Origin of the sequence: Pseudomonas sp. RIT778 (assembly GCF_019718735.1) — a bacterium.
Taxonomy (GTDB): Bacteria; Pseudomonadota; Gammaproteobacteria; order Pseudomonadales; family Pseudomonadaceae; genus Aquipseudomonas; species Aquipseudomonas aphyarum.
In genome coordinates this window covers 167,601-178,853 of sequence record NZ_JAIHBA010000004.1, presented here as the reverse complement: position 1 = coordinate 178,853, position 11,253 = coordinate 167,601, and the positions used below count along the sequence as shown (strand labels likewise).

Below are 11,253 nucleotides of genomic sequence, written 5' to 3'. Positions count from 1 at the left end.
CTTCGGCGCTGAGGCTGCCGCTGGAATCGCTGTCCAGATCGCCGAATTGTTTGCTCAGGCTGACCAGCAGGCCGTCGTTGGACTTTTGCGACAGGGCGCTGCCCAGTTCGTCCTGATCCACCGCGCCGTCGCCATTGCTGTCGAGTTTGGCGAACAGTTCCTTTTGCAGTTGCTGGCTGCGGGCGTTCTGGGTGGAGGTGCTGCTGGTGCTGGTATAGCTCGTGTAGTTGCTGACGCTACCGATCATCGGGCTCACTCCTTGGACTGGAAAACCGGTGGGTGTACCGGCTTATGCAGCCTCCAGTCGCAAGGTGTCGTGGGTATGTGGGGTTTGTACCGGTCGGTACACAGTCGGGATCAGTGGCGGGGCAGTTGGATTACGGCAGTCAGGCCGCCGCCGGGTGTTTCTGTCAGGGTCAGTTGTCCGCCCTGGCGTTGCGCGGCTTCCCGGGCGATGGTCATGCCCAGGCCGACGCCGCCGGAGTTGCGGTTGCGTGAGCCTTCGAGGCGGAAGAACGGTTCGAATACGGCTTCACGCTTGTCTGCCGCGATGCCCGGGCCGTGGTCGATGACGCGGATCAACAGTTGTTCGCGCTGGTCTTGCAGTTCGATGTGCGCTTGGCCGGCGTAGCGCAGGGCGTTGTCCATCAGGTTGTTGATGCACGAGCGCAGCGCCATTGGTTGTACCTGCAAGGGGGCGCAGTGGCCGCTGACCTGCACGTCGGCACCTTGATCCTGGGCGTTTTCGCACAGTGATTCGACCAATGCCTGCACGTCCATCAATTGCAAGGCTTCGCTGGTGCGCTGTTCGTGCAGGTAGGTGAGGGTGGCGTCGAGCATGCCGATCATGTCGTCCAGATCCTGGCGCATCTGGCCTTGCAGCTTGTCGTCGTTGATGTTTTCCAGGCGCAGTTTCAGCCGCGACAGCGGGGTGCGCAGGTCGTGGGAGACGGCGCCGAGCATCCGCGCCCGTTGCTGCACCTGTTCGCGGATGCGGTGTTGCATCAGGTTGAACGTGTGTGCGGCCTGCCGGGCTTCCCGGGGGCCGGTTTCGTCCAGCGGCGGGCTGTCGAGGTCTTCGCTCAGGCGCTCGGCTGCATCGCTCAGGCGCTGGATCGGCCGGGTCAGCAGCTTGGCGCCGTACCAGGCGGCGATGATCAGCGAGATGAACTGGAAGGTCAGCGGCACGATCGGTCCGCCGAACCAGGGGCGCGGCGGACGGGGCGGGTAGCGTGGATCCTGCGGCGGCTGTTTGCCGTCGATGGTTTCCGAGAACTCCGGCGGCGGAGGTGGTGGCGGCGGACCGTAGAGGCGGAACCATGCAAAGGCCAGCAAGTGCGCCAGGACGATCGCCACCAACAGCACGCCGAACAGACGGCCGAACAGCGTGTCGAAGCGCGCCCGCATCAGCCGATGTCTCGCGCGTCGAACAGGTAGCCTTCACCGCGTACGGTTTTGATCAACTGCGGGGCTTTCGGATCGTCGCCGAGTTTTTGCCGCAGGCGCGAGACCAGCAGGTCGATGCTGCGGTCGAAGGCTTCGATCGAGCGGCCACGGGCGGCGTCCAGCAACTGTTCGCGGCTGAGCACCCGGCGCGGACGTTCGATGAACACCCAGAGCAGGCGGAATTCGGCGTTGGACAGCGGCACCACCAGACCATCGTCGGCGATCAACTGGCGCAGGACGCTGTTCAGGCGCCAGTTGTCGAAGCGAATGTTCGCACGCTGTTCGGTGCGATCGTCGCGCACCCGGCGCAGAATTGTCTGGATCCGCGCCACCAGCTCCCGAGGTTCGAACGGTTTGGCCATGTAGTCATCGGCGCCCAGTTCCAGGCCGATGATCCGGTCGGTGGGTTCGCAGCGGGCGGTGAGCATCAGGATCGGGATGTCCGATTCAGCGCGCAGCCAGCGGCACAGCGACAGACCGTCTTCGCCGGGCAGCATCAGGTCGAGCACCACCACGTCGAAATGTTCGGCCTGCATCGCCTGGCGCATGGCCGCGCCGTCGGTGACGCCGCTGGCGTGAATGTTGAAGCGGGCCAGGTAGTCGATCATCAGTTCGCGGATCGGCACGTCATCGTCGACGATCAGGGCACGGATGCTCCAGCGCTTGTCGTCTTTCTGCTCGTCGTTCACGGAAGCTTGGGAGTTGTGCATGAGGCTGTTCATCTGCCAGTAGGCCGCCAACCACAAAGATAGGCTGCGAGGTTGTGGTTTCAGCATAGGCGTCCGGCCGTGAGGCGGGAAGGGCTGCTGTAAGGACTTGTTGCGGCTGGCGAGGCTAGCGCGGGCGCATGTTGCCGGCGTGTCGGTTGTGTATCGGGTTCGACACAATACCCTGCAAGGCTATGCTGATCACGGTTGGCGCGACGATTTACCGATCATCGGGTGCCGCGCCGCCGCCGGTTCCGCTACAATGCGCGCCGATTTCGACTTGCCTGAGAGCCCATCCATGTCCGCCTGCCAGACTCCTATCATCGTCGCCCTGGATTTCCCTACCCGTGACGCCGCACTGAAGCTGGCCGACCAGTTGGACCCGAAACTGTGCCGGGTCAAAGTGGGCAAGGAACTGTTCACCAGTTGCGCTGCGGAAATCGTTGGCACCCTGCGTGACAAGGGTTTTGAAGTATTCCTGGACCTTAAATTCCACGACATTCCCAACACCACGGCGATGGCGGTCAAGGCCGCTGCCGAGATGGGCGTGTGGATGGTCAACGTTCACTGCTCCGGCGGCCTGCGCATGATGGCGGCCTGCCGTGAAGAGCTGGACAAGCGCAGCGGCCCGCAGCCGTTGCTGATCGGCGTGACCGTGCTGACCAGCATGGAGCGTGAGGATTTGGCGGGTATCGGTCTGGACATCGAGCCGCAGGAGCAGGTGCTGCGTCTGGCGGCACTGGCCGAGAAGGCCGGGATGGACGGTCTGGTGTGCTCGGCGCTGGAAGCCACGGCGCTGAAAACCGCGCACCCGTCGCTGCAACTGGTGACCCCGGGGATTCGTCCGGCCGGCAGTGCCCAGGACGACCAGCGCCGCATCCTGACCCCGCGTCAGGCGCTGGATGCCGGTTCCGACTATCTGGTGATTGGCCGTCCGATCAGCCAGGCGGCGGATCCGGCCAAGGCGCTGGCCTCGGTGGTTGCCGAACTGGCCTGAGTGAACAGCTGAAGCATCAAAGAAGGGAGCCCGATGGCTCCCTTCTTTGTTTTCAGACCTTCAACACCAGTTTGCCGAAGTTCTCGCCGCTGAACAGTTTGCCCAAGGTCTCGGGGAAGGTTTCCAGGCCTTCGACGATGTCTTCCTTGCTCTTGAGCTGACCCTTGGCCATCCAGCCGGCCATTTCCTGGGCGGCGCTGGCGTACTGCGCGGCGTAATCCATCACCACGAAGCCTTCCATCCGCGCGCGGTTGACCAGCAGCGACAGGTAGTTGGCCGGGCCTTTGACCGCTTCCTTGTTGTTGTACTGGCTGATCGCGCCGCAGATCACCACACGCGCCTTGAAGTTCAGGCGGCTCAGCACCGCGTCGAGGATGTCGCCGCCGACGTTGTCGAAATACACATCCACGCCTTTCGGGCACTCGCGCTTGAGGCCGGCGAGCACGTCTTCGCTCTTGTAGTCGATGGCGCCGTCGAAGCCCAGTTCATCGATCAGGAACTTGCACTTGTCGGCGCCGCCGGCGATGCCGATCACCCGGCAACCTTTGATCTTGGCAATCTGCCCGGCAATGCTGCCGACCGCGCCCGCTGCACCGGACAACACCACGGTGTCGCCGGCTTTCGGTGCGCCGACATCGAGCAGGGCGAAGTAGGCGGTCATGCCGGTCATGCCCAGTGCGGACAAATAAACCGGCAGCGGTGCCAGTTTCGGATCGACCTTGTAGAAACCTCTTGGCTCGCCGAGGAAATAATCCTGCACGCCAATGGCACCGTTGACGTAGTCGCCGACGGCAAACCCCGGATTGTTTGACGCGACGACTTTGCCTACGCCCAGCGCGCGCATGACTTCGCCCAGACCCACCGGCGGAATGTAGGATTTGCCTTCGTTCATCCAGCCGCGCATGGCCGGGTCGAGGGACAGGTATTCGTTCTTGACCAGAATCTGCCCCGCCGCCGGCTCGCCGACCGGTACTTCCTGATAGGTGAAGGTCTCGCGGGTGGCGGCGCCCACCGGGCGTTTGGCGAGCAGGAACTGGCGATTGGTCTGGTTGGTCATGACAGGCACTCGAATTGAATGAAGCCTTGTTGATAGACCTTCATGCGCGATGCCGCAAGGTTGGCTCACGGGGCGAATGCAGGTTGATCCAGTACGGTGATAGTCCCCGGCGGGGTTTCATCACTGCGATTCATGCAAGCCTAACCGGCCTTTTGATAGTGCTGACGTCACTCAGGCCCCTGTGGCTATGCTGCCTTCATCAATCCCCCCGCATTCGAGGACATAACAATGAGCATGACGTTTTCCGGTCAGGTAGCCGTCGTCACCGGCGCGGCCAACGGCATCGGCCGCGCGACGGCCCAGGCATTCGCCGCCGAAGGTCTGAAAGTGGTGGTGGCCGATCTGGATGCGGCCGGGGGCGAGGGCACCGTGGCGCTGATTCGTACAGCCGGCGGCGAAGCGACCTTCGTGCGCTGCAACGTGACCGTCGAAAGCGAAGTGAAAAATCTGATGGACGAGGTGATCAATACCTACGGCCGTCTCGACTATGCCTTCAACAACGCCGGGATCGAGATCGAGAAGGGCAAACTGGCCGAAGGCTCGATGGACGAGTTCGACGCGATCATGGGTGTCAACGTCAAGGGCGTCTGGCTGTGCATGAAGTATCAGCTGCCGTTGCTGCTGGCTCAGGGCGGCGGGGCGATCGTCAACACTGCGTCGGTGGCTGGATTGGGCGCTGCGCCGAAGATGAGCATCTACGCGGCTTCCAAGCATGCGGTGATCGGCCTGACCAAATCGGCTGCGATCGAATACGCCAAGAAGAAAATCCGCGTCAACGCCGTATGCCCGGCGGTGATCGACACCGACATGTTCCGCCGTGCTTATGAGGCCGACCCGAAGAAAGGCGAATTCGCCAACGCCATGCACCCGGTCGGTCGCATCGGCAAGGTCGAGGAGATTGCCAGCGCCGTGCTGTACCTGTGCAGCGATGGTGCGGCCTTCACCACTGGCCATTCGCTGGCAGTGGATGGCGGCGTGACCGCCTTCTAAGGAAGCGTCGACTGATACAAAAAAGGACCCGCCCACCGGCGGGTTTTTTTTCGCCTCGGGAGCGGTTCCGTGAATCCGCTAAACAATGTGTTTCAAATGGTGAGAACGGAGGCTTTTGGCGGTTTTGTCGCACAGCCTCAAGGGCGTGGCTGTGATTTACTGCCGCCAGCAAAACGGACAGGAGTTTGCGTGCTCATGGAATTGAGAATTGACCGACTGGCAATGGTGCCGGTCGTACAGCAGATTGTTGACGGGTTGACCGAGTGGATCATGCAGGGCCAGGTGCCGCCGACGACGCGTCTGCCCTCCGTGCGAGAGATTGCGCGGTGCAATCTGCTCAGCCAGTCCTGCGTCATGGAGGCTTGCGAGCGCCTGGTGGCGCAAGGGGTACTGGCCTCGCGGCAGGGCTCGGGATTCATGGTGGCGGCTTCGTTGCCCGGGTGCTGCAAGGCGATCGATGGCTCCGGGTGTGAGGGGGAGCGCAGCGGGGGCGATCCCGCCGCCAGATGGCGCAGCGGTTTGACGCTGGGAAGTGGCGTCCTGCCAGAGAGTTGGCGCGAGCCCGATGATCTCGCCTATGCGATTCGCGAGGTGACGCGCGCCGACATGGCCAGCCTGTTCAACTACAGCACGCCTCTGGGATTGCCGGCGTTGCGCGAACAGATCATCAAGCGCCTGGGATTGCTGAGTATCAAGGCCGTTGAAGAGCAGGTGATGACCACCGCCGGCGCCAGCCACGGGCTGGATCTGATCGTGCGTACCCTGTTCAAGGCCGGTGATTGCGTGGTGGTCGAGACCCCCGGTTATGCGCCGCTGTTCGATCTCCTGCGCTTGCACGGCGTGCGCATGCTGGAGGTTCGCCGCACGCCGGGCGGGCCGGATGTCGAGGCGCTCGAAGCGTTGCTGCAGCAGTTTCGGCCCACCGCGTTGTTCATCAACAGTCACCACCACAATCCCACGGGCAGCTGCCTGTTGCCGGCGGTCGCGCGACGCATTCTGGAGTTGAGCAGGCTCTACGATCTGCGGCTGATCGAAGATGATGTCTACGCTGACCTGCATAACGGCAGCGGCACTCGACTGGCAGCGCTGGATGACGAGGGACGGGTGATTTACGTCGGCAGTTTTTCCAAGACCCTGAGCAGCTCGCTGCGGGTGGGATTCGTGTTGGCCGACGGCGAGCTTATCGAGCGGATGGCGCGGGTCAAGATGATCAGTTGCATGGGCACTTCGAGGTTCTGTGAAGCAGTGCTGGCCGGGATGCTGGCCAGCGGCGCCTATCGCAAACTGGTGCAGCGCCAGCGCCAGCGTCTCAACACTGATCGTGCGGCTGCGTTGCAGGCTCTGGAAGATGCCGACTGGGAAGTGTTCGGCAAGCCCACGGGCGGCCTGTTCATCTGGGCGCGCGCGCCGCTGGCCGATGAGGCGCACTTGCGCAGGCATGCCTTGCGCTGCGGGGTGCAGCTGTCTTGTGCAACGTCGTTCAGCCCCAGTGGCGAAGCCTGCGACTGGCAGCGCATCAACGTGGCTTACGCCTGTGATCCCCGGGCACGACAGTTTTTTCGCAGCACCACCGTGGATCGACCTCAAGCGTTCTGAAAACGACGCGTGCGTAGCTTTTTGCCATTATTCCGACGCCAGAGACTTGTGCTGGTTCAAGGCCGTTGCGAATCTTCGACAACAGACTATGGCAGGGGACTACGCGCAATGATTTCGGCCGTGCAAGGACGTTTTGCCAACCTCGGTATGGCAAAAAAACTGGGTATCGGGTTTGTGCTGGTGTTGCTGCTGACTGCACTGGTGGCAGCCATTGGCGTCTGGTCCCTGCAAACCATCAGTCAGCGTTTCGACGGCCTCAAACAGATGTCGTCGCTCAACAGTGGCCTGCTCAAGGTGCGGCTGCTGGAGCAGGACTACGCCTTGCACGGCAACCCGAAAACCGTTGATGCCTTGCACGAGGGGGTCGACGGTCTGATCGCCATGGCCGACCAGCTCAAGATTTTGTCGCCGGGCAATGAGTCGGTCATGAACGACGTCCAACAGTCATTGGGCGCGTACCGCAAGGCATTCGATGAGTTCGTCTCGTTGTCCCAGGCCAAGGACCTGGCGCTGGAAATGGCCAGTTGGTCGGTGTCCAGCGTCGCCAACAATCTCGATGTGTTGCAGGCCGGTCTGGCCGACGACGGCGCGTACACCCTGAAAGACAGCGAGGGCAAGGACGGGGCGCAATTCATCGAGCAGGCCGGACAGGTCAGTCAGGTCTCACGCTTGATGTTGCAGGCGATGAACGAAGCGAGGGTGCGCCTGGATCAAAGCCGCAAGGGTGACGACAGCGCCGGCCAGGGCAATATCGAGCAGGCTGCGCAAGCCCAGGCGCAGGCTGAGCAGCTCAAGTCCACGGTCAAGGACGAGGGTTACCTGACGGTGCTCAATGAGGTCTCCGGGCACATTGCCGGTTTCAGCGACAAACTTGCCGAGTACACCGGGTTGCTGGCCCAGGAAAAGACTGTCTACCAGCAGTTGCACCAGCGGGCCGACGAAGTCGTGGCGCGGGTCGATCAGGCGTATGTCGCGCAAGACGGCGCCATGCAGGGCGAACTGAAAAAGAATTCGGTGCTGATCATTGGCTCATCGGCGCTGGCGTTGCTGGTGGGGCTGATTGCGGCGTGGGTGATTACCCGGTTGATCGTTGCACCGTTGCGCAGCGTGATTCATGTGGCGCAACAGATTGCGGCCGGTGATCTGAGCGCAACGATCGAGGTCTCCCGGCGTGACGAAATCGGTCAGTTGATGCTGGCCATGCAGCAGATGGGCGCGGGTTTGAGCACGATTGTCAGCGGGTTGCAGGCGGGGATCGAACAGCTGGCGAGTTCGGCGCAATCGCTGTCGGCGGTGACTGAACAGACCAACCTTGAGGTCAGCAGCCAGAAAGAGGAAACCGAACAGGTCGCCACGGCGATGAACCAGATGACCGCCACCGTCCACGATGTGGCGCGCAATGCCGAAGAGGCGGCGCTCGCGGCGCAGACCGCCGATGGCAAGGTCGAAAGCGGCCAGCAGGTGGTGCGCCAGAGCATGGCGCGGATCGAGCAACTGGCGGATTCGGCGACGTCGGCCAGTTCGAGCATCGAAAGCCTCAGTGCGGAAATCCAGAACATTGGCACAGTGCTGGGGGTGATCAAGAGTGTCGCCGAGCAGACCAACTTGCTGGCGCTCAACGCGGCGATCGAAGCGGCGCGGGCGGGCGAGCAGGGCAGGGGCTTTGCGGTGGTCGCCGATGAGGTGCGGGCGCTGGCCCGGCGCACGCAGCAGTCGACCGAGGAGATCGAGCGGCTGGTCAGCGCCTTGCGTTCAGCGGCGCATTCGTCGGTGCAGCAGATTCAGAGCAGTGGTGAGCTGGTGAAGCTGGCGGTGAGTGATGCGTTGCAGACCGAGAGTGCGTTGGGGAGTATTGCGGCGGCGGTTTCGTTGATTCAGCAGATGAATCAGCAGATTGCGGCGGCGGCCGAGGAGCAGAGTTCGGTGGCGGAGGAGATCAATCGCAGTGTGACGAGTATTCGGGCGAGTGCGGATCAGTCTTCGATTGCGATGCGGGGGAATGCGGCTTCGAGTGTTGAGCTGGCGCAGTTGGGGAGTGAGCTCAAGGGGATGGTGGGGCATTTTCGGCTTTGATTTGGACTTGGCGGCCTTTGGGCCGACCAGGTTCCCGTTTTATTGCGTTCATATCCGTTTCTGCGGGTGCTGCCGCTGGCGGTTTCGCCCTTACGGCGAGTCCCTTTTTCAAACGCCAAAAAGGAACCAAAAGGCTGGGCCCCGGCGTTCGGCCCCTCGCTGGGGCTCGGGGTTCCTTCGTTACGGGATTCATCCGGGGGCATCGCCTACGGTTTGCTTCGCTGCACCTCCTCTCGATGCATGCGGCTGCGCCGCACGGTCGCTGCGCTCCCACCCCCGGATAAATCCCTCCACTCAGCCTTCCGATGGGGCCGGCACGTCAAAAGCGGTACTTGAGCTAACGCTCATCGTGTTGAGTGGTGAGAAGCGAGAAGCGAGAAGCGAGAAGCGAGAAGCGAGAAGCGCCTGCGGGCTGCTTTTGCTTTTCCGTGGGAGCCAGCTTGCTGGCGATGGCGGTTTTGGATTCATTTCTGATCATCAGCCAATAAAAAAGCCACCTCTCGGTGGCTTCTCTCTCTGCAAGCACTCAGTCGTAAATTACTTTCTTCTTCCAGTCCGCATCAGCCTCGACATCTTTGAGGCCGGCAGTCAGTTGGTTTTCTTCGCCTTCGACCGGGGCGATTTTGTCCATGACCTGGGCGTTGGCGCGGGCCAGGAGTTTTTCCAGGTATTGGAGTTGTTCGGCGTAGATTTGCGGGTCCTGCTGTTTGCGCAGGTATTGCACGCCGCGTTCGAAGGCGAGGCGGGCCTGGCCTGGCTGGTTTTGCTGGAGGGCGTGCTGGCCTAGGTTGTTGAAGAATTCGATGTGCAGCAGCACGAGGATGTGGCGTACCTCGCGGATCCAGTGTTTGGCTTCGTTCGGTGGCAGGAAGCCGTCCTGGGCGGCGCGTGTGATCTGGCCGTGGAGGGCTTCGAGGAGGAAGCGGACGTCTTTGGCCTTGGCTTCGGTCTGGATCGGGGCCGGTGGGTTGTTGACCGGGATCGATTCGCCCTGGGCGACGAGGGCGCTGAGTTCAGTGATGCGGGCCTTGGTGGTGGCGCTGGTCTTTTCCAGGTTCAGCAGGCGCTGGCAGACGTTCAGCTCAAGGCGGGTCAGCAGCAGCTTGAGGGCCGGGGTCATGAACTGGCCGGGGAAGGTTTCGGTCAGTTCGCCGCAACGGCGCAGGCGGTCGTTGAGTTCGACCTTGGTGCGGGCCTTCTCCAGTTTGGTGTTTTCCACCACATGGTTCATGTAGCCAATGGCGATCAAGATTGCGATCCCGGCTATGACTAGCAGGGTGATCATGAGTGGTGTCACCGGTAAGACCTCTTTATAGGGTTCGCGTGCGAGTGTAGTGGCTTGGCATAGAGGAGCCTAGCGCCGCTCGACGGGTTTGGATCGGCGAAGCTGAATCTGTATCGGCCAGGAACCGGCTTATATAAATGCTGGCCCTTGGGGTGCAGATTGCCATCACCTGTGCCGTGGACTATAACGCCTTGGCGAGTGTCGGAATATAGGCGTCAATCGTCGGGCGACGCAAAAGCCTGAAACGGCTGGTAAAGCAGGTCGAAGTCATTGATTTAAATAAATTTATATCTGGGGGTTGACGACCTTTCAATCCATCCATAGAATGCGCGCCACTTGCAGCGTAAAGCACACAGCGAAACGCTGCAGGGAGTGAATGTTGTAGTGTGTCCCCTTCGTCTAGTGGCCTAGGACACCGCCCTTTCACGGCGGTAACAGGGGTTCGAGTCCCCTAGGGGACGCCAATGCGGGAATAGCTCAGTTGGTAGAGCACGACCTTGCCAAGGTCGGGGTCGCGAGTTCGAGTCTCGTTTCCCGCTCCAATTTTAAACAGCAACGCTTTCGGGCGGTGCTGAGTGAAACCAGAACCCAATCTTCGGAGACGGATCTGGACACCGAAACACACACCATGTGTTCCGGGTAGCGTGTCCCCTTCGTCTAGTGGCCTAGGACACCGCCCTTTCACGGCGGTAACAGGGGTTCGAGTCCCCTAGGGGACGCCATTTGCGGGAATAGCTCAGTTGGTAGAGCACGACCTTGCCAAGGTCGGGGTCGCGAGTTCGAGTCTCGTTTCCCGCTCCAAATTCAAAAAGCGCCGCTTTGCAAAGAGCGGCGTTTTTATTAGTGAAAGTTGTAGCCTGTCCCCTTCGTCTAGTGGCCTAGGACACCGCCCTTTCACGGCGGTAACAGGGGTTCGAGTCCCCTAGGGGACGCCATTGCGGGAATAGCTCAGTTGGTAGAGCACGACCTTGCCAAGGTCGGGGTCGCGAGTTCGAGTCTCGTTTCCCGCTCCATATTCAACAAAAACGCCGCTCAGTGATGAGCGGCGTTTTTGTTTGTGCGTTTTTTGTCGCGCAATAAAAAAGGACCGCGAGGTCCTTTT

The 11,253-nt window shown here is 61.5% G+C and carries 8 protein-coding genes, 6 tRNA genes and 2 pseudogenes; 11 read left to right on the top strand and 5 right to left on the bottom strand.

The window, feature by feature from the left end; all coding sequences use genetic code 11:
* The 3 genes and pseudogenes from K5E37_RS03950 to K5E37_RS03940 all read right to left on the bottom strand — a co-directional run.
* Positions 1–247, bottom strand: a pseudogene (locus K5E37_RS03950) (histidine kinase); the annotation flags it as partial.
* Positions 248–357: 110 nt separating this feature from the next.
* Positions 358–1,407 carry an ATP-binding protein gene (locus tag K5E37_RS03945; RefSeq protein WP_221533179.1) on the bottom strand — a complete coding sequence of 350 codons (1,050 nt, stop codon included), beginning with the start codon at positions 1,405–1,407 and terminating at the stop codon, positions 358–360.
* Positions 1,407–2,156: a response regulator gene (locus K5E37_RS03940; RefSeq protein ID WP_085607468.1), complete on the bottom strand. Its 750-nt coding sequence runs from the start codon at positions 2,154–2,156 to the stop codon at positions 1,407–1,409. The genes K5E37_RS03945 and K5E37_RS03940 overlap by 1 nt, the downstream gene beginning before the upstream one ends.
* Positions 2,157–2,451: 295 nt before the next feature.
* Here K5E37_RS03940 and pyrF point away from each other — a divergent pair, with 295 nt between their 5' ends.
* Positions 2,452–3,150, top strand: coding sequence for an orotidine-5'-phosphate decarboxylase (gene pyrF, locus K5E37_RS03935; protein ID WP_007960372.1), 699 nt, complete (start codon positions 2,452–2,454; stop codon positions 3,148–3,150).
* Between the two features lie 52 nt (positions 3,151–3,202).
* On the opposite strand, the gene K5E37_RS03930 is transcribed toward pyrF, so the two are convergent.
* Positions 3,203–4,207: an NADP-dependent oxidoreductase gene (locus K5E37_RS03930; RefSeq protein ID WP_085730437.1), complete on the bottom strand. Its 1,005-nt coding sequence runs from the start codon at positions 4,205–4,207 to the stop codon at positions 3,203–3,205.
* A 228-nt stretch (positions 4,208–4,435) separates the two neighbouring features.
* Here K5E37_RS03930 and K5E37_RS03925 point away from each other — a divergent pair, with 228 nt between their 5' ends.
* From K5E37_RS03925 to K5E37_RS29635, 4 genes and pseudogenes are all read left to right on the top strand, one after another.
* A complete protein-coding gene (locus tag K5E37_RS03925) occupies positions 4,436–5,197 on the top strand; it encodes an SDR family oxidoreductase (protein WP_007917441.1) in 762 nt (253 codons plus the stop codon).
* A 195-nt stretch (positions 5,198–5,392) separates the two neighbouring features.
* A complete protein-coding gene (locus K5E37_RS03920; protein ID WP_221533178.1) occupies positions 5,393–6,793 on the top strand; it encodes a PLP-dependent aminotransferase family protein in 1,401 nt (466 codons plus the stop codon).
* 108 nt (positions 6,794–6,901) lie between these two features.
* Positions 6,902–7,957: pseudogene (locus tag K5E37_RS29640) on the top strand (methyl-accepting chemotaxis protein); the annotation flags it as partial.
* A gap of 27 nt (positions 7,958–7,984) precedes the next feature.
* Positions 7,985–8,866: a methyl-accepting chemotaxis protein gene (locus K5E37_RS29635; RefSeq protein ID WP_371857318.1), complete on the top strand. Its 882-nt coding sequence runs from the start codon at positions 7,985–7,987 to the stop codon at positions 8,864–8,866.
* Positions 8,867–9,392: 526 nt separating this feature from the next.
* On the opposite strand, the gene K5E37_RS03910 is transcribed toward K5E37_RS29635, so the two are convergent.
* The gene (locus K5E37_RS03910; protein ID WP_011335462.1) at positions 9,393–10,151 is read right to left on the bottom strand and encodes a hypothetical protein; all 759 of its coding nucleotides are present in this window, start codon (positions 10,149–10,151) and stop codon (positions 9,393–9,395) included.
* Between the two features lie 388 nt (positions 10,152–10,539).
* On the opposite strand from K5E37_RS03910, the gene K5E37_RS03905 reads away from it, so the two are divergent.
* The 6 genes from K5E37_RS03905 to K5E37_RS03880 all read left to right on the top strand — a co-directional run bounded on the left by K5E37_RS03905 (position 10,540) and on the right by K5E37_RS03880 (position 11,164).
* A tRNA-Glu gene (locus K5E37_RS03905) sits at positions 10,540–10,615 on the top strand.
* A gap of 2 nt (positions 10,616–10,617) precedes the next feature.
* Positions 10,618–10,693: transfer RNA gene (locus K5E37_RS03900), tRNA-Gly, on the top strand.
* Between the two features lie 104 nt (positions 10,694–10,797).
* Positions 10,798–10,873, top strand: a tRNA-Glu gene (locus K5E37_RS03895).
* A gap of 3 nt (positions 10,874–10,876) precedes the next feature.
* A tRNA-Gly gene (locus K5E37_RS03890) sits at positions 10,877–10,952 on the top strand.
* A gap of 58 nt (positions 10,953–11,010) precedes the next feature.
* Positions 11,011–11,086, top strand: a tRNA-Glu gene (locus K5E37_RS03885).
* Positions 11,087–11,088: 2 nt separating this feature from the next.
* A tRNA-Gly gene (locus K5E37_RS03880) sits at positions 11,089–11,164 on the top strand.
* The last annotated feature ends 89 nt before the right edge of the window (positions 11,165–11,253 follow it).